Raw genomic sequence first — 17,444 nt, 5'->3', positions numbered from 1 at the left:
TTTATTCTTTCAATATAGTCAAATAACTATCTAGCTTCTCATTTACGTACCCTGCAAATAATTTTTCAATTGCTCTTAAATTATGCTTGACATAATATTCATCAAACGCATTATAATAAGCAATTTGATCTGCAAATTTAATATCAATCGGCGGATACCCTGCTTTCATTAATTCCAGATTTACAAGCAGTCTCCCCGTACGGCCATTACCATCTATAAACGGATGAATGCCTTCAAATTCAATATAGAACCGTGCAAGTCTTGTAATAATATGCTCGGTGCTGTTTCTATACCCTTCCAACAACTGCTCCATCCTAGATTGGATAAGATAGGGCTGTAGTGGTTCATGTTTTGCTCCCATAATTCTTACTGGAATCCTTCTGTAAACCCTACGGTCATCTGTTTTATCCGCCAATACCAGATAATGAATCTGTTTTATCACACTCTCTGATAATGGCGCCTGCTCTTTTACCAGATCCCGTACAAAGTAAAAAGCTTCTTTATGTCCGACCGCCTCTCCCTCTGTCAGCGGACGTTTGGAGTCCAATTCTGTTTTCTTTCTATCAGTCATCTCCAACAGATTCTCCGTAGACTTATATCGTCCATCCTCTGTTTTTTTACATCTTCTGGTATTTTCCAACTACGCCCTTCACGGATAACGCCTGGTATCTTCCCTTCTGAACAAAGTGTTCTTACTTTTCTATCTGAAATCCCCATTTCTCTGCAGCCTGTTTTACTGTCATGTACATAAATCCACACCTCGCTTTAAACAATAGTATACCTTATTATCGGAATAATACAAAATCTCCAAATTTTTAACAGGGCTTTTTATTTTTTGTAAATGACAGACAAAAGGATAAATGAATAAGCTTGTTCGCAGATTTCTATTTTAAGTTTAAATCTCCCCATTGTTTAATAACTTTCAACACAGACATAAAGCTTTCGCCTAGTGGTGTAAGTGTATATTCTACATGTGGGGGAACTTCTTTAAAATCGTATCGGTTAATAAATCCGTCGGCTTCTAATTCACGGAGCTGTTTCGTCAATGACGATTCCGTTATCTCTCCTACATGACGGCGAAGCTCGCCAAATCTATGAATGTTTTGTATTCCGATGTAATAGAGGATTTCTATTTTCCATTTCCCACCTAGTATCTTTTGTACGGTTGATATCGTAACACATCTCTGTATGGCTTGTTCTGTTTTTTGCATGCTCGCTTCACTCCTTTTTTTGTATTATTAGCCATGAGAAAAACTCCACACATCCAGTATTTATACGGTTTTGCGAGGCATGACTTACCTCTTTATCACTACTAATTTATAGTAACAATCAGCTCCTAATGGTATAATTAAGTTGTCAACATCAATCTACCTGAAAGGAGCTGATTGTTATCTATCGTCAAGAAATTTTACAAGACATCCGCCTCTTTACCTCTCAGCCTGCTGATAAATTTTATGATTCCCTTTTCTTAAACCTTGATCTCTCTTTCATTCCTGAATATCCGAAAACAGGTAGAAAAGGCTTTTCGAACCACTCTATGATCTGTGCTTTTATTGTTATGAAATGCGAAGGGTTCTCCATGATTACTGCTCTTGTTGATTATCTGAATAACAACCTTCTTATTGCACACTACTGCAGTTTTGATATTTCTCTGCCCCTTCCCTCTTACTGGACATTTGTCCGTTTCCTTAAAAATTTTCATCCCGATTCCCTCTCTGCTATCATGCGCTCACAAGTTTTGTCTCTTTCTAAGAAAGGGGTTATCAACACCTCTTTTATTGGGATGGACTCCACTCCCGTTTCTGCCAACACCTCCCAGAACAATCCGAAATCCTTTCTAATAAATTTAACCCTGATAACCTGCCCACTGCAGATAAGGACTGCAAGCTTGGTGTCCATTCTGCTTCCAATCGGGTAAATGAAAAGAATTACCAATTCTACTGGGGATATAAAAATCATGTTCTTATAGACTGCATTTTAGGTCTCCCTATTTACCAATTCACTACTACTGCTGAAGCTGCTGATTCCACAGCTGCCCTTGATATCCTTGCCAGAACCCATGATTTTCTCCCTGTTACCAGCTGTACTTTTCTTGCTGATAAAGGGTATGATGTCAAACATATTTATAACAAAGTCAAAGAACTTTATAACGGTGAATGTATCATTCCATTAAATAAACGTAATACCAAAAACACTCATCTTCTTCCTGCCGGCGTCCCCTCCTGTAAAGCCGGACTTGCCATGAAACGTGACGGCAGATGTTATGACCAGAACCGCATAAAGCAAAAATACTGCTGTCCCTTTAAATATTCCGGAACATGCCCGATTGCTCACTCAAAGTTTTTTAATGGAAAGAAGCACCACGGCTGCACGAAATATGTTACCCTTCTCAATGACCTAAGGCTTTCTATCGACAGAAACAGTAAATATTTTAAAAGTAACTACGCTCTTCGTACAGAATGCGAACGGTACAATTCCCGATTTAAAAATACAGGTCAAGAATGAATGTGGGTACGCAACAAATCCTCCGTCACTAATCTGAACACTCTTGCACACATCAGTCTGCTGGCTGTTGCAGCCACTGCAATTGCTTCACATTCCAATTCGCTTTACCGCAGATTGAAAACACTAAAACGGCTTGCATGATTACAAAACCCTCATATCGTCTGATCTTCGTAGGTTCTTGACTTACGTTAGCTTTGCTGTGCCATAAAAAGCTCTTGCTAACAAAGAGGGGAGACCAGCCTCTAAATTTTATTTTTAAATTTGTGCGTTTTGCTCATCTCTATGTATTATATGAAACAAGTAACCAAAAATCAATGTATAGTTTTTTGAATTGGTACTACATAAAAGTACCGTACTTGTAAAAATATCGTACATAGATATAATGAGTGTTAGAAATTGAGAAAGGAGCGATAGAAATGCACTACACAGGAACGGTCTGGCGACCACCTTATGAAGCGTCATCATTGCTTATAGAAGTAACTGCCGGGTGTACGCATCACAAATGTAAGTTTTGTACACTTTATGATAACCTTCCATTTAAATTTAGAGTGTCGCCTTTAGAGGATATTGAGGAAGATATAAAGGAAGCACAGGAACATTACAAATTATGGAATTTTAGAAAGGTATCAAGAACTTTTTTAGTTGGTGCAAATCCTTTTGTGCTGAAATCCAGCCGATTATTGGAAATAGCTTCTCTTATACAGAAGTATTTTCCCAGTAATCAGTCTATCGGCTGTTTTGCGAGGATAACGGATATTGCCATAAAGAAAGAGGAAGAATTATCTGCACTTCGTAAAGCTGGGTATGACGGTATAACTATCGGAATAGAAACGGGCAATAATGACGCACTGGCTTTTATAAATAAAGGGTATCAGGCCAAAGATATTATTACGCAATGCCAAAGATTAGAAAATGCCGGTATTCATTATCATTTTTTCTATCTTACAGGTATTTCAGGTCTGGGAAAAGGAGAAAAAGGGGCAAGAGATACAGCGAATGTCTGCAATCAGCTTAACCCGCAGATTATCGGAGCAAGTATGCTTACTATTTTCCCCAATTCTGAGCTGTATAAGGAAATAGAAGCAGGTCATTGGAATGAAGAAACAGAAATTGAAAAATATAGAGAGTTGAGGACGCTTGCAGATAACTTGAACATTCCCGTATGGTTTGCTGTCGGCGGTGCTTCTAATGCTATTCCGATACAGGGAACTTTCCCGAAGGACAAGAAAAAAGTTGTATCTGTTCTGGATAAAATTATCAAAAGCGCAGATGAAAAGGAACTACGAAATTACAGAACAAATCTGCATCATTTATAGGTGGGATTCTATGCAATTTACAGGTAGAACAATCTTTCCCTTGCAATTTTTCATATCAGGACTTTTCAAAAGTTGTAAACTTGCTGTAAAATACAACTCTATTTTCTCAAGAACCGTATAAAACAAAGAAAATCAAGAGATTGGGAAACTCCTTCAATGACAAATAAAAAGTATTTTTATCATTTTTAAAGTCCTCCTAATTTGCTAAGATTTGCTCTGTTTTTCCGCTATTTGCCAGGTATATAACTGCCTCCGAAATTATTAAAATAATTACAAATTAAGCAAAACATGGTAAAATGCGGACTATTGAGATCGTCAAAAGTAATAAAAACGTAGTAAGAATATAGATATGTTACTATAAAATCAAAAGCGTTTCTCGAAATTATAATCGTCATATCCTAACATTTCTCTAAAAATAATGTCTAGAGTAATTCTATATAGAATTTTTGTTCTTTCATAAATCCAACTTATATTTAAATTACTTACCGTATAATCTTTTGGATTTTTCTTCCCATCTATCTTTTCAAAAGAAATTTTTAAGCTAGAATTCTTTATGAAATATCCTGAATGCACATAGTGATTTCTCAGACATGTTATTTCCTGTGAATAACTTTCAATCTGTTCATCAGTCCAATTAATTGCTGAAGCATAATTATTTCTTATGCTATAAGATACGAATCTTTTTCTAATATTGGTTATATTCTGCTTTTTATAATAACATTCTATAAATCTATAGAACATCAAAAAATTATCTTCAATATTTCTAGAGGTATTTATAACAATGTATGGAATATTTCTGATTTCATTCTTACTCTTCCTATAAGGAATCTTGTTATAACAATTACTTAAAAATTCTAATAATCCTACTTCAACAGTCTTTTCAGTATATCTTTTGGTACACTTTACTTCCATTTGATTAGTAATTAATTCATAATAATTTTCATCCACCATACACCATATCTTATCCACAGAAAAATTATCTGGAAAATATAGCTGCATAAAAATCACTAATTCATTAACAAAACTAGAGACCTCTGTATAATTATTTCTTTTTGTTAAAGTAATTTCGATGTACCCATTAAAATTAATGATCAAATTTCCTGTCTTCTCTCGTTTGCTTGTCCAATCATCCGATACGACAATGTCTTTAATCCCATCATTATTTAAGCTGATACTTTTATTTGATTTTTCTTTTGATAATTTAATTACATACTCTTTATCACTTTTTTCCATTTTCAAACTAGGATAACCAATTAGTTTATTAATAGATTTAGAAAACACTCTTATTCTTGATACCTTTGGCATAGTTTTCAAATCTATTAATTTCTCATAATTTCCATGTTTAAAATAATTTATTGTTCTAAATTTTGTTTTGCTTCCACCATCCGGTGTTCCGTATATGCTACTCCTCCCAGCATAATAAGCATTCTTCAACAAATAATTTGTTTTGTTTTGAGAATCAATAATTAAAATATCTCTCTCTTCAAACTTTATATTATTTCCCCATAAAATAATTCCATTTTCTGTTTCTATCTCCTTTTCAATATCGTAATCAATATCAACTTCTATAAATTCTTTTTTCAAAATATATTCGCATTTATATTGCACTTCATAATTCGCAAACAAATAACATACTGCCATAATTTCCCCTTTCATTACTGCACTTTTTGGAAACGCTGCTTCTATAAATTTTTCATTCTAAAGAACCATGTTTTATCGTTTTTATCCAAATGCAAAAAGCCAACTTTCCCATCTAATGTAGCCTCACCTAATAATAAATATTTATCATTTTGACAACGTCCAAAAACATCCTATCCTGTTTGTAACTAATTACCTCTCTTAATATATATGTATAGAGCTATACCCACAGCCATTTTGTATTGTATATTAATCTACTAATTCAATTCTGTTACTCTATCTCCAGCAAATGCAATTTCCCAATCTTTAAATCTTTGTAATTCTCTGACTCGCTCTCTAAGTACCAGGCATTCACTTTTCCCTTTAGGCAATTTATCTGTTTTTTTAACTTCCATCTATAAAATTTTTTATTTCTTTCTAAAAAAGAACCTTTTACTGTAATACATATTTAGTATACCACAGTAAAGGCTCTGTTTTCATGTCTAAATACTGTTTGTCTTAGCAATAAAACATCCAGACTTTTTCCTTTTAAATACGTAAAAAACTTAAGCAAAGTACTCTTCAATCACGTCTTTCCAATCGCCTTTACAAATGATATGATGGTTACTAATTGGATGGCGCAGAAAATACTCCACTCCCTTTTCTAGTCTCATTCGCATCTGAGTACGGCATAATCCACTCTTGTGCATAGTTTCAAGCAGCTCTGCCCCGTCTACGTAAAATTTCTCCAACGTATCATTGCACTTGAATACTGTTAGTTTTTGAGGCTTAAGATCACCGCTGACAGCTACACTACTTTCTGACTCAAAATGTGACATCAGCTCGTAGTGTTCTGGCATATCAAGGGGTAAAGTACAATGTGCAAATATAATTTCATCTTTGTCGGCATCCAGACTATTGGGATTGGCCATAAACCCTGATTGACCTGTCAGAGCATGTAATACTGCCATACTAATCATACTCTTCTGATCTCCTTCGCAGGCTGCTGGTATCCCTTCTGCATTTAAAATTGCCAGTGCAAGGCAACCTGTCGTATGTACTTTATCCAGAAGGTCAAAACATTTTACAGTAAGTCCATCCAGTCCATACCTCTCAATCAACCTCTTCAATGCACCATACACATTCAAGGCTCTTTCTATTTCACCTCTGTCAAAGTTCTTTCTTTTCAGGCTTTCTGTATAAATATTCTCACAGTATCCGCCCCTTTGATATTCCTGAAGCAGTTCTTTCGTGTCTATCATAAAAACCTCTGCTTTACATGCCGTGCTGAATGCAGAAAAATTAGCGCCACTCGCTACAAGCCCATCCGGCATGCCAAAGCATCCCAGCTTCATACCATTCAATTTTCTTTTTGCTTCTGCTACTCTTAGGAAAACTTTCAGACGCTTTGCCATCACCTCAAAAGAACCATGAATGATTTCTCCTCGAAGTCCCTGTTCCTGCAAATATCCCATAATTTCCATGGATGCTGCAAGAGAGTTATGTTCCTGTGTACTCAATAGTATATAAGGTTCTTTTGTCTGTGTATAACAGTTTACAAATCCACCCTCTGCTCCACCCGAAGCCACAAAATAAATTGGAAGAGGTTGTTTGCTTACTTCCTCCATATCAGCACAAATCATCTCTCTCCCAAGCTTTTCTCCTAGCTTAGAGAGAAATTCTATACAGGTCAACTGAAAATTTTCATTCCGGCTTTCAGATGGTCCCATCAAAAGTTTTATTTTCAATTGTTCCATATTACTTTTCTCCTTATTTTCAAAATTCCCCATGCGAATAAAAACATTACACTGCAAAATGCAAAAATACTGACATATGTTCCGCTTACGTCACGGATCACTCCGTATAAAGCCGGCATAATTGCCATTGCAAGTCCTGTGCACACAAAGTATACTCCCATCAGATTCCCAGAGTTACCATCCTTTAAAAAGGTCAGCCATAATGGATATATGTATATATTGAACGTTCCCCAGCATACTCCATATAAAATACAGATCACCCACAATATTCCTCGCAGTTCCACGCCCTTCATACAACATAATATAAAGAAACCTGACATTACTATAGCTGCAGTGCCAAGGCTTATACGTGACAAAGTTTCCGCTGAAACCTTTCCACGCATGCAGCTAAAACAAAATGAAGCTATAAGATATGAAAACATATATACAGCAAGATATAAAGTTGCACGCCCCGCTGTCAGCATCATTCTTTCTTCCGCAAAAAGAACAAAGAAATACTCGAATCCATAATTTGCTATAAAGGCAGATAGAATGACTAAAAGCATCAATAACATATCTTTCCGCCGTTTTCTCTCAATAGTTAAAAATGTCTCTAATATACTTCTTTTTTTGTGTTTCTTAGGAAAATTCATATTTCTGGAATCCTGCTCATGTACTGTCATACATCCAATCCCCGCTGTTATAATCATCGCCACGCCCCCAAATAGAAACACGTCACGTTCATCCAGCCCAGAAGCCGTTAATCGGTTTCCCGCTAAATATGCTATGACACTGGAAAGTGCCAGTACACAAGAAGCAACCGCATTCGAACGGGTAATATATTCTGGTTTCACGCAGTCAACCTGAATCGCCCCAATCGGCGCTTTCCAGTATGCCAGAGTAAGACTATAGCATATCAATACAGCCGCAAACTGCCAGAATGTGTTCAGCCACGGAATTAACATAAAACTTATTCCGGCAAAAACAGCGCCTGACAAAATATACGGTCTGCGACGCCCAAATCTACAGCGGGTTCGATCAGAAATCGCTCCCACAGCCGGATGTAATATCATAGCAAGTAAATTGCAGAAAGAAAGGATCAAGCCCACCTGTGTTGTACTACTTAAGCGTTCTGCCAATAAAGATGGAACAAACGCACTGTACAGCGGTTGTGTCACATAGCTCGAAAAGGAAAATAGAGAAATGCAAAGTGAAAGTTTCCAATTAAATTTTTCATCTTTCATCTCACTCTACCATGGACAGCGCCATTTGAAGCATTTCATCAAAACTTTCCTGACGTTCTTTTGTCGAGCAAGATTTCCCATTAAACATCAAATCTGAAATAGTACATAGAGCCACTGCTTTTTTTCCTGCTTCTGCCGCATTCATATACAGCGTTGCCGATTCCATCTCCGCAGCTAACATTCCCATCTTTGTCCATTTGTCCAGCCATTCGTCAGAGTAGTAGAATCCCTCTCCTGATATAACAGGCCCTACACGTACCGGAATGTCATGCTTTTTTGCATATGCGACAGCTTTTTCGATTAGTGAATAATCCGCACAAGGCGCTAACGTACCCGGCAGTTCAAAATGGGTGGCATATCCGTTATCTGTAGAGGAGGCCATTGCAATAACAATATCCCTGAGATGTAAGCTTGGATGTAAGCCGCCCGCTGAACCGACGCGAATAATACTATCTACATTATAAAAGTGAAACAGTTCATATGAATAAATACTCATAGAGCCTGCCCCCATGCCACTCGCCATAACAGAAACCTTTTCCCCCTGATATCTGCCTGTATAACAGTAAATGTTCCGCACATCACTAATCAATTCTGGCTCTGTCAGAAATTTTTCCGCTATATATTTCGCTCTCAGCGGATCGCCCGGCATCAGAACTGTCCGAGCAATCTCTCCACATTTTGCTGCATTATGTATAGTTGGTGTCTGTGTCAAACTTTCTCCTCCTCCAATCACACTTTTCCTCCTAATGCTTTATAAAATGTCTCTTGATACTTTGTTCCGTCAATTTCAAATACGGTACGGATTTTCGGCAGGTGCTCCCATCTGAAGTGATCTCTTCTGTCCCAGATTGTCATGCCTCTGGTTAACTGCTCACCACAGTCAATCGCCACGTTAATCTCCCTTACATCCGTCATAATAGTTGGATCTAGAAAACAACACATTGCAGTTGTATCAATAGGCCCATTGATAAATATTCCCTGTTCCTCTATGGAGTTGTTACCGTCGATATATTCAATTATTTCCAAAGCATATTTTGCTTGCCGGTTATTAAGGTTTTTCAGCTTCTGAATCGTATCCTCCGAGATATTCACAGCTTCCGGATTAAATGCTATGTCCAGGCCGATCGTTGTCAGCTTCACCTTTGACTCATAGACAATTCTGGCAGCCTCCGGATCCACATAGATATTCCATTCGCTCATCGGGTTGTCTCCGGTCGCATTCCGGAACGCATACTCCGTGATTCCGTAAGCCCCGCCTATGTGATAGATTTCTTTTACCAGCGGAATAATTTCCGGCCTGCTCATAAACGCCACAGCAATATTGGTCAGACAAGATGTACATATCAAAGTTACCTCGCCAGGGTTTGCCAACACCGCGTCAATAATCATCTGTGCCGGCGACTGATCAACCGGTTTTAATTTAGGTTCCGGAAAAAAATGATTTCCCAATCCATCTTCCCCATGGCTATAAGGGTCTTTCGGATATTCCCTCAACATAGGGTGCATCATCCCTTGTGCGACCGGAATGTCCCCCCTGTCCATATATTCCAGGATACGCAGAGCATTTGACGCAGTCTTATCTGCCGGCAGATTTCCGCTTTCTGTCGTAATGCCCAAAAGTTCCACATCTGGATATGTCAATGCCATAATAATACACACAGAATCGTCCGTTCCCGGATCGCAATCAAGAATAATCTTCCTTTTTTCACTCATATTCATCATTTCCTTTCTATTGTTTTCTCAATTTCTGGAAACCAGTTCATCTTACCGGCAGCCTCTTTTTGAAGATCCATCTGATGAAGAATTGCAATTCCTTCCAATGCCAGATCTATAGACACTTCAGTTCCTGCTCCCGCCTCAAATTTTTGTCCTGAAATTAAGTTATCTGTTACATTAAAAATTGCCCCGCCTCGTCGCTCGAATAAATTACACATTGTCATAATAATTGAAGATTCTCTATCCGTATTCAGCACTCCTGCCCGATTATATATCCCAAGCTTCTGGATATTGTCCGGTTGAAGATATCCGCCCACTGACGGACGGCCATTTCCAACAAAATCACTGTCCATACATGCCGTAACTCCCAGTTTATATGGCAGTTTAAATTGCTCAGCAGCCTGAACCATAGCGTTCACCACCTCATAATGGCAATATGCCGGATACCCGTCTGCAATATAGGCGCGCGAAGTTCCATCATCACGGAATACGCCTGTCGTAATCACGCAATCGCCTACTTCGACCTTCTCTGCCACGCCACCCGAGGTTCCCACCCGAAGAAATGTAGAGCAGTCTGTGTATTCCATAAAGTCATTTATTGCCAGTTCTACCTCCGGACACCCACTTCCACCACTGACACATGTAATCTTTGCACCTTTATATATACCGGTATAGCTCAAAAACATTCCTGAATTTCCTATACACTCTGCATCTTCCATTCTCTTCGCCAGACGTACTGCTGGATCCTCGCCATATGCTCCCAAAGGATCACGCACCAGATAAATCAGATAGTCTCCCACCTTGTCAATATCGACCTGAGTAATTGCAGGTCGATTATCTATAACCAACCCCGGATAAGGAACCCGTTCCCAGTATTCATAGCGTTCCTGCATTAGCTTAATGGATGGTTTATTTCGAATAGCCTCGCTTTTCTTCATGCCATTTTCCCTCCTTACTCTGGCACAATTTTTACATAACATTCTCTGTTACGCGGTCCATCAAATTCCAGAAAATAAATTCCCTGGGAGTGCCCCAGCAATAATTTTCCATCATCGATGATAAATGACATAGAAGGGCCAATCAATGTACACTTAACATGCCCTGCCGCATCCTCCGGTGTGTCATGCTGATGCTTGAAGTCAACACGTGTTGGTATCAATCGGCGTATCTCATCTTGGATATCCTCATGCCCCAATGGATCCCAAAAAGAATTTACTGTCAAAGCTGCCGTTGTATGTGTGATAAATGCACATAAAATGCCACTCTTTACACCTGACTTTTCCACACACTCTTTTATCTGATCGGTCAGCGAGATTACCCCGTCTTTTGTTGTCTGAAACTGTATTCTCTCTAGCATTTATGTTCCCTCCTTAATCCATTAGTACAGTTTCTGAAACTGTAGTCGAATACATTCCTTTTTCTTCCTTCCATATTCCCTCAAATCCTCTGCTATAAGTTTCTCCTCTAAGTACTGTGAGATACCCTGCAATTAAAGCCGGAACCATATATGCGGCCACAGGCTGGAACAGGCATGTATCCGAAGCAGGCATCAAGAATCGATATTTTGCCTGAAGGCTCTCATCATCTGTGATTAATATAATGTCCCGCCCCATCTGGTTCAGCCGTTCTATCAGCTCACAGGTACGGCTATGAGCCTCATCTTCCTTCGACGCAAATACCATAGTCAATATCCGTTTTATATCTCTTGCAAAATAATTTACATGAAACCAGTTTTCACTGTCTGAATACACTGCTGGCAGTCCTACTGCTTCATACATCTTTTCGTGTGCATACCATGCAGTTCCATAATCGGCCCCACAGCCTATCATCTCCGCACTGCTAGCTTCCTTAAATTGTTTGGCTGCTTCTAGTGCCAGCGCACATATCCGGTCGGCATTATTCAAAAATTCTTTGGGCAGACATTTTAATTCCCGTCGATACATATTTGCCTGTTCCATTGTATATTTCAGCCTCACCTCCCCCATTCTGATAGCCAGCAGATACACGATCATCTGGAGTACTGCATAAGAACGGATTCCCGGTGCATTTTCAAATTTCGGAATACTCGGTATAATTACTTTTTCCGCTGTTTTCGCAAGTGGAGAGTCTGGATTTGAAGTGACTGCAATTGTCATAGCCTTATGTAAGCGCATACGTTTCACCGCTTCTACAACCCTTGTGACCCGTCCAGAGTTACTAAATGCTATCACTAAAGGATCACATGGTGATTCTCCTACCCATTTCATCTGATAATATCTTGACAAAGAAAGAGGCTCCACCACCTCAATCGGTATTTGAAGAAATTTTTCAAATGTACGTTTTGCCGTCAGACATGCAGCATACCCATCACCACAGCCCGTCAGGACTACTTTTTTTACAGAGTAGATCTCCGGTGTTGTCATTACGTATCTCACCTGTGGTTCTACATCAGGATATACCTCTTCTAATAGCTCAGGTACGCTTAATACCTGATGAAGCATTGCATTTTCAAATTCATCCATTGTTAATCTCCTCCTTACACATTTTTGCTCGTTTCATAGCACGTCTTTTCATCTCTTCTGTAAAAACCTCCGGTACACCGAACTGAGCAATAATTTCCGCCGCTGCCGCTGCCCCCATGCATCCTGCCATCTGTGGATCGTATCCCTCACAGCAGGCATAAAGCACCGCGGCAGACGAGCTATTTCCTCCTCCTGTTGTATCCGTCACTGTAATACCGGATATACTCGGGCATTCATATTTTTTTCCTTCTGCAAATATATACGCCCCTTCCTCTCCTCTTCTGAAAAATACCCAGTTTGGCGCTGCCTTCATAAGCCTTTCTCCTGCTTCCCATTCATCCTTTGTTCCATATAAAAGCTTTGCCTCTCCACGATTGATGGAAAAAACATCAATCTCTTTTAAATAAGCTTCAATCATCTCAATATTTTCTGGTCTGCATGCATCCTCCGATATTTCCCACATCAGTTTGTAACCAAACTGTCGTTTTCCTCTGATCAAAGCATCCAAATATTCCCGTTCTGCCGCCTTAAATACATAAACTCCCTTTGTATTTTTATCACAGCATCGAAATACTTCATCTATAGACGGGTCAAGCGCTCTAAACTCATGTAATCCAATATTTGGCTCATCAATACGGCTGCCGTCTTTATAATAGTGAATTACAATAGTAGGCGATATTTCTGAACGAACGACCAATCCTTCGACAGACACATGATTTTTCTTATACCATTCTCCATGTCTGGATAAATATTCTGGCCCTATACCTCCACATATCATTACCTTATCGGTAAATACACGCATTCCTGCCAGTGCATAAAATCCAGCGCTCCCTGGCTGGTTTGCAAATACCGTACCATCCGCCAGATGAACTTCATCCGTAGAAACCGTTGTTGCAATCACATATTCCATCTTTAACACTCCTTTATCTTTTCAAGACAAAATCCGTCAATGAATACCGCGCCTTCATCTACTAAATATCCAGCAGCTCCGCACATATATGCATCTTCCTTGTCTTCTGCGATAAGTACTATATTGTCAAAGCCTGCCTGCAGCTTATTGCCACATACAGAAAACCACATTGGATATTTTTCAAACTGCATATAGCTGATACGTATTTCTGCTAACACTTTCTCTTCACTGTCTTTACGTTTAATAATCTGAAATGTGTCTCCGCCGGATACCGCCGCCGCATAATATCTGCGATGTCCCACACTTCTGGCCACCAGTCCGCCTCTTTTGTGTAAACTAAATTTTAATACGGATGAAACTGTATAATCTTTAAAATCTCTTGTTCCAATCGTAGCAACTCCCCCTGGTTCATCATGGCTGATACAGTAAGTACAGTTTAAATTGGGGGAAAAATGCTTCGCACTAGAAACAAACATTTTGGCCCAAAACGGATCTGTGTCCCACATATCGCGCATCATGATACCTTTTTGTTCCAACCGCACAGGCGTATTGCTCCAGTCAATACTACGGACAAATACATCCCCCTGATATCGGCTCACTGAAGCAAATTCTAATCCAAATCGAAGAATCGGCAATCCGCCATTATCAGGAATGTTCCATGTCAGAACCACTCCTTGCGGCAAAGCCTGTACCCATTCTCCACACATTCTTTTTAATCTGCTCTCCCTGTCTGCATACCAGATGTATGGGCGTACTTTTGGCCCGTTCTTTTCCGGACAGTCCAGACATATTGTAACCTCTTGGCCAGTATAAAGTGTAGGCGACACGTATGTTTCATAATTACGGTATTCTTCGTGAATATCCAGAAATGTAGCCACGCTGATATTTGCATTTGCTCCTTCCGCCAAAGTATCAAATGTCACCCTAAGCCCATTTCCGTCTCCCACCTGATTTCCGTTTGAAATCAAAGGTACACATTTTATATGTTCGACATACGGACAGATAGAAAATCCTTGAACACTTCCAGGATATTCAAAGGCGAAACGCGGCTGTTTCTCTTCACTTTTCATTCCCCGTACAGTCTCAGCTGAACGGACAATTCTGCGGGTTTCTTTCACCGCATCAGAGATTCCCTCGCCGCCATCTGAAGTGATAACCAAAATCCTGTCAGATACAGGCCCTCTGAAGTCTGGGCCTTCCTCCATGCCCTCTAATCCTAGACGGATCCCATTTAGACATCCAACGTTTCCTGCATTGCAATCGGTGTCCCATGCTGCGGACGCGGCAATTTTTATTGATTCTGAAAAGCTGTCACCCGCACACAAAAGTGCTGCCAAGACCATTGCATGATTCGGAACCATATGACATGGCCCCGGATAAATATGATATCCATATTTTTCATCCAGCTTCTCACGCACTTTTCGCCAGTCATTTTCCCTACTACAGATATTTCTTACATCATCGACAAGGCTGCAAAGTTCCTCCGTCTGAATAAAGCGTAAATTGTCATCAAACAATCTGTCCAGCTTCTTTTCATCAAAAGCAGCAGCTTCCATTGCCCCTAAAAATCCCGCCGCATCCACCGCGATTCCATCATGTGATACGCTCGCGCATGCACGCACGAGGTAATTCGCATATTCCGGATCTCCAGGACACATCATGGCATAAGCATCCATAAAGATCTGCGCCCCTATCTGCTGCGAGAGAACGGGGCCATTTAGTTCTATGGAGCCGCTTCTAGGTGCCGGTATCCCTTGTTTTAAATGAAGATACGCCGTATGCTCCGTAGAGTTTCCTATGCCGCCCCACCAGAGAATGGAACGGTCTTCAATAATATAATTCAGCCATGTCTCTCCAATCTCTTCTGCTGTTAGCTCCTTTTTCCAGCCGTTATCTTCCATTGCTCTAAAAAAAGCAAACGTACCTGAAAGATCATCATCTGCCACGATCAGTGGTAGTTTCAGTTCTTCATGGACATAATAAGGAATCTCCCCGAACCGATCTATGATAGATTGGTACGGCCAGCCCTCCACCGGTCTCCCCAGATACACACCTATCATTTTTCCAAGTACACCCGCATATATCTTATCTTTATATTTTTTTGATAATCCCATCGTTTTCTATCCTTTCACCGCACCGCTTACCATACCTTCCACGAATCTCTTCTGCATAATTACGAAGAAAATAATAATCGGTGCAACAATAATTACTGTCGCTGCCATATTTGTACCTTGGTTTGCTGTATTCGTTCCATTCAGAGACATTAAAGATAACATTGCCGTAAAATTTTCTTCTCCTGTAAGGAAAGTAGATGATACAAGGAATTCATTCCATGAATTTAACCCTGTAATGATTCCTACCGTTACAAGCCCTGGTGACAAAAGTGGCAGAATAATATGGCGAATTACCTGTAAAGTTCCTGCTCCGTCGATGCGCGCTGCCTCCTCCAGCTCCTTTGGAATCGCCATAAAGAAGGCCCTTAAAAGTGAAATTGCCAGAGGAAGTGATGTGGCAGCCAATATAAATGATACGGCCACATGGTTACCAAGCCACCCCATTTTTGCATATACCCTGTAAAGTGGAACGAGAAACAAATATACCGGCATCGTCATAGTGACTAAAAAATAACCATGTATTACGGAAGTACCGCGTATTTTGCGTCCTCCGATCACATACGCTGCCAGTGATGCGAATAGAAGTACGACAATCACTGTACATCCGGTATATACGATACTATTTAGAATGCCCTGTCCGAAGTTTCCATCGTGCCATGCTTTTATGTAGTTTTCAAGACCTGCTGAAAACTTGACAGACAGTGGATTCATAATAATATCTGTATGCGTTTTAAAGCTATTGAGCAGTACCATCAACATAGGCAGCATACAGATCACTGCTAGAAGTACCAGCACCACTACTGCCCAGACAGAAGTTTTTTTCCTTTTCCTCTTCATTTCTATCTTCTCCTTCCTATGATTCATTACGGCTCATTCTCGCGTATGCAATAGAAGCAACCAATCCCAGAAGAGACATAATCACGGCAATTGCGGCAGATTTTCCAAACTGGAAAAGACTAAACGCATAATTATAAGTCAAAGTTCCAAGCATTTCTGTAGAATGTGCAGGGCCTCCTGAGGTCAGAAGGTATACATAATCAAACTGTAGAAAAGATTGGATTATAATCAGAACCAGCATCATTTTAAAAGTCGGAAGCATACTCGGAAAATAAATATATCTGAATAATTGCCGTCCGTTACATCCATCCATTGTTGCCGCCTCCACATAATCTGAAGGAGTCTGACGAAGCGCTGAGAAAAATACAACTGCAAGATATCCCCAGTAATGCCAGATGTCCGCTGCCGCCACTCCAAACAGTGCAGTATTCGGCTGAGTCAGCGGAGATGCCATCCAGTCAAGACCAAATATATTTTTCATAAATCCAACCAGACCGGTAAGCGGACTATAGATCATATTTAGCCAGATAAGGGCATTTGCAATAGGAGCAACGACATAAGGGAACAAAAACATCACTTGAAAAAGTGCACTTTTCTTCTTCTGCTTTAACAGCCCGACAGCTGCAATCAGCGCAATCGAAACTGGAATAATCAAATAAATAAACATCCACTTACAGTTATTCCCCAATGCAGTGACAAAGACTTCGTCACTAAACAGCTCTTTATAGTTTTGAAGACCGATAAATGTCATGTCCTCTGATATACCATTCCAATCCGTAAAAGAAGAAATAATTGTGGTAACAGACGGGATCAGAATCACACAGGTACTTAAAATAACTGCCGGCGCTATCAACAGATAATATGGTATTTTTTGTTTTATCCAATTGAATGACATGAAACGCCACCTCTTTCTCTTTTCATATATGACCAGCCAAATATAAGAACAGC

At 39.7% G+C, this 17,444-nt stretch carries 17 protein-coding genes and 1 pseudogene; 3 read left to right on the top strand and 15 right to left on the bottom strand.

Features of this window, described 5'->3' with window-relative positions; translation table 11 throughout:
• Position 1: 1 nt before the first annotated feature.
• Both ACZ5C4_RS08985 and ACZ5C4_RS08980 read right to left on the bottom strand, forming a co-directional pair.
• Entirely contained in the window at positions 2–640 is a 639-nt protein-coding gene (locus ACZ5C4_RS08985; protein WP_464520703.1) for a Fic family protein, read from the bottom strand.
• Positions 641–884: 244 nt separating this feature from the next.
• Complete coding sequence (locus tag ACZ5C4_RS08980) at positions 885–1,211, bottom strand: winged helix-turn-helix transcriptional regulator (protein ID WP_464520702.1); 327 nt, start codon at positions 1,209–1,211, stop codon at positions 885–887.
• Between the two features lie 170 nt (positions 1,212–1,381).
• Between ACZ5C4_RS08980 and ACZ5C4_RS08975 the strand changes: the two are divergent.
• Positions 1,382–1,633: pseudogene (locus tag ACZ5C4_RS08975) on the top strand (transposase); the annotation flags it as partial.
• Between the two features lie 65 nt (positions 1,634–1,698).
• Here the strand turns inward: ACZ5C4_RS08975 and ACZ5C4_RS08970 are convergent.
• Positions 1,699–1,899 (bottom strand): hypothetical protein, encoded by a 201-nt coding sequence (locus ACZ5C4_RS08970; protein WP_464520701.1) that lies wholly within the window; start codon positions 1,897–1,899, stop codon positions 1,699–1,701.
• Here ACZ5C4_RS08970 and ACZ5C4_RS08965 point away from each other — a divergent pair.
• Complete coding sequence (locus ACZ5C4_RS08965; protein WP_464522325.1) at positions 1,831–2,505, top strand: transposase; 675 nt, start codon at positions 1,831–1,833, stop codon at positions 2,503–2,505. The genes ACZ5C4_RS08970 and ACZ5C4_RS08965 overlap by 69 nt on opposite strands.
• A 416-nt stretch (positions 2,506–2,921) precedes the next feature.
• Positions 2,922–3,821: a B12-binding domain-containing radical SAM protein gene (locus ACZ5C4_RS08960; protein WP_464520700.1), complete on the top strand. Its 900-nt coding sequence runs from the start codon at positions 2,922–2,924 to the stop codon at positions 3,819–3,821.
• A gap of 363 nt (positions 3,822–4,184) precedes the next feature.
• Here the strand turns inward: ACZ5C4_RS08960 and ACZ5C4_RS08955 are convergent, their stop codons facing one another.
• The 12 genes from ACZ5C4_RS08955 to ACZ5C4_RS08900 all read right to left on the bottom strand — a co-directional run bounded on the left by ACZ5C4_RS08955 (position 4,185) and on the right by ACZ5C4_RS08900 (position 17,391).
• A complete protein-coding gene (locus ACZ5C4_RS08955) occupies positions 4,185–5,462 on the bottom strand; it encodes a hypothetical protein (protein WP_464520699.1) in 1,278 nt (425 codons plus the stop codon).
• Between the two features lie 542 nt (positions 5,463–6,004).
• Complete coding sequence (locus tag ACZ5C4_RS08950) at positions 6,005–7,195, bottom strand: hypothetical protein (protein WP_464520698.1); 1,191 nt, start codon at positions 7,193–7,195, stop codon at positions 6,005–6,007.
• Positions 7,183–8,418, bottom strand: coding sequence for an MFS transporter (locus ACZ5C4_RS08945; RefSeq protein ID WP_464520697.1), 1,236 nt, complete (start codon positions 8,416–8,418; stop codon positions 7,183–7,185). The genes ACZ5C4_RS08950 and ACZ5C4_RS08945 overlap by 13 nt, the downstream gene beginning before the upstream one ends.
• 1 nt (position 8,419) lies before the next feature.
• A complete protein-coding gene (gene deoD / locus ACZ5C4_RS08940; RefSeq protein ID WP_464520696.1) occupies positions 8,420–9,151 on the bottom strand; it encodes a purine-nucleoside phosphorylase in 732 nt (243 codons plus the stop codon).
• Positions 9,148–10,131, bottom strand: coding sequence for a nucleoside hydrolase (locus ACZ5C4_RS08935; protein ID WP_186874612.1), 984 nt, complete (start codon positions 10,129–10,131; stop codon positions 9,148–9,150). Before ACZ5C4_RS08935 ends, deoD begins: the two co-directional genes overlap by 4 nt.
• A 5-nt stretch (positions 10,132–10,136) precedes the next feature.
• Entirely contained in the window at positions 10,137–11,072 is a 936-nt protein-coding gene (locus tag ACZ5C4_RS08930) for a nucleoside phosphorylase (RefSeq protein WP_464520695.1), read from the bottom strand.
• A 14-nt stretch (positions 11,073–11,086) separates the two neighbouring features.
• Entirely contained in the window at positions 11,087–11,491 is a 405-nt protein-coding gene (locus tag ACZ5C4_RS08925; protein WP_464520694.1) for a secondary thiamine-phosphate synthase enzyme YjbQ, read from the bottom strand.
• Between the two features lie 13 nt (positions 11,492–11,504).
• A complete protein-coding gene (locus ACZ5C4_RS08920; RefSeq protein ID WP_464520693.1) occupies positions 11,505–12,635 on the bottom strand; it encodes an SIS domain-containing protein in 1,131 nt (376 codons plus the stop codon).
• Positions 12,628–13,545 (bottom strand): carbohydrate kinase family protein, encoded by a 918-nt coding sequence (locus ACZ5C4_RS08915; protein ID WP_464520692.1) that lies wholly within the window; start codon positions 13,543–13,545, stop codon positions 12,628–12,630. Before ACZ5C4_RS08915 ends, ACZ5C4_RS08920 begins: the two co-directional genes overlap by 8 nt.
• A gap of 2 nt (positions 13,546–13,547) precedes the next feature.
• Positions 13,548–15,659, bottom strand: a complete 2,112-nt coding sequence (locus ACZ5C4_RS08910; RefSeq protein ID WP_464520691.1) for an ADP-ribosylglycohydrolase family protein — start codon at positions 15,657–15,659, stop codon at positions 13,548–13,550.
• Between the two features lie 6 nt (positions 15,660–15,665).
• A complete protein-coding gene (locus ACZ5C4_RS08905; RefSeq protein WP_464520690.1) occupies positions 15,666–16,496 on the bottom strand; it encodes a carbohydrate ABC transporter permease in 831 nt (276 codons plus the stop codon).
• Between the two features lie 16 nt (positions 16,497–16,512).
• Positions 16,513–17,391, bottom strand: coding sequence for a carbohydrate ABC transporter permease (locus tag ACZ5C4_RS08900; protein ID WP_186874619.1), 879 nt, complete (start codon positions 17,389–17,391; stop codon positions 16,513–16,515).
• Between the last annotated feature and the right edge of the window lie 53 nt (positions 17,392–17,444).

It is taken from the genome of Mediterraneibacter flintii (genome assembly GCF_055387595.1).
Note: the sequence above shows the minus strand (reverse complement) of the source record. Positions and strands in the feature narration are given on the sequence as shown.

Excerpts from the sequence above, each read along its gene's own strand:
- ACZ5C4_RS08945 (WP_464520697.1), bottom strand. The coding sequence starts at position 8,418 with ATGAAAGATGAAAAATTTAATTGGAAACTTTCACTTTGCATTTCTCTA.
- ACZ5C4_RS08950 (WP_464520698.1), bottom strand. The coding sequence starts at position 7,195 with ATGGAACAATTGAAAATAAAACTTTTGATGGGACCATCTGAAAGCCGG.
- ACZ5C4_RS08915 (WP_464520692.1), bottom strand. The coding sequence starts at position 13,545 with ATGGAATATGTGATTGCAACAACGGTTTCTACGGATGAAGTTCATCTG.
- ACZ5C4_RS08900 (WP_186874619.1), bottom strand. The coding sequence starts at position 17,391 with ATGTCATTCAATTGGATAAAACAAAAAATACCATATTATCTGTTGATA.
- ACZ5C4_RS08960 (WP_464520700.1), top strand. The coding sequence starts at position 2,922 with ATGCACTACACAGGAACGGTCTGGCGACCACCTTATGAAGCGTCATCA.
- ACZ5C4_RS08955 (WP_464520699.1), bottom strand. The coding sequence starts at position 5,462 with ATGGCAGTATGTTATTTGTTTGCGAATTATGAAGTGCAATATAAATGC.
- ACZ5C4_RS08980 (WP_464520702.1), bottom strand. The coding sequence starts at position 1,211 with ATGCAAAAAACAGAACAAGCCATACAGAGATGTGTTACGATATCAACC.
- ACZ5C4_RS08910 (WP_464520691.1), bottom strand. The coding sequence starts at position 15,659 with ATGGGATTATCAAAAAAATATAAAGATAAGATATATGCGGGTGTACTT.
- ACZ5C4_RS08905 (WP_464520690.1), bottom strand. The coding sequence starts at position 16,496 with ATGAAGAGGAAAAGGAAAAAAACTTCTGTCTGGGCAGTAGTGGTGCTG.
- ACZ5C4_RS08970 (WP_464520701.1), bottom strand. The coding sequence starts at position 1,899 with ATGGACACCAAGCTTGCAGTCCTTATCTGCAGTGGGCAGGTTATCAGG.
- ACZ5C4_RS08925 (WP_464520694.1), bottom strand. The coding sequence starts at position 11,491 with ATGCTAGAGAGAATACAGTTTCAGACAACAAAAGACGGGGTAATCTCG.
- ACZ5C4_RS08920 (WP_464520693.1), bottom strand. The coding sequence starts at position 12,635 with ATGGATGAATTTGAAAATGCAATGCTTCATCAGGTATTAAGCGTACCT.
- ACZ5C4_RS08930 (WP_464520695.1), bottom strand. The coding sequence starts at position 11,072 with ATGAAGAAAAGCGAGGCTATTCGAAATAAACCATCCATTAAGCTAATG.
- ACZ5C4_RS08935 (WP_186874612.1), bottom strand. The coding sequence starts at position 10,131 with ATGAGTGAAAAAAGGAAGATTATTCTTGATTGCGATCCGGGAACGGAC.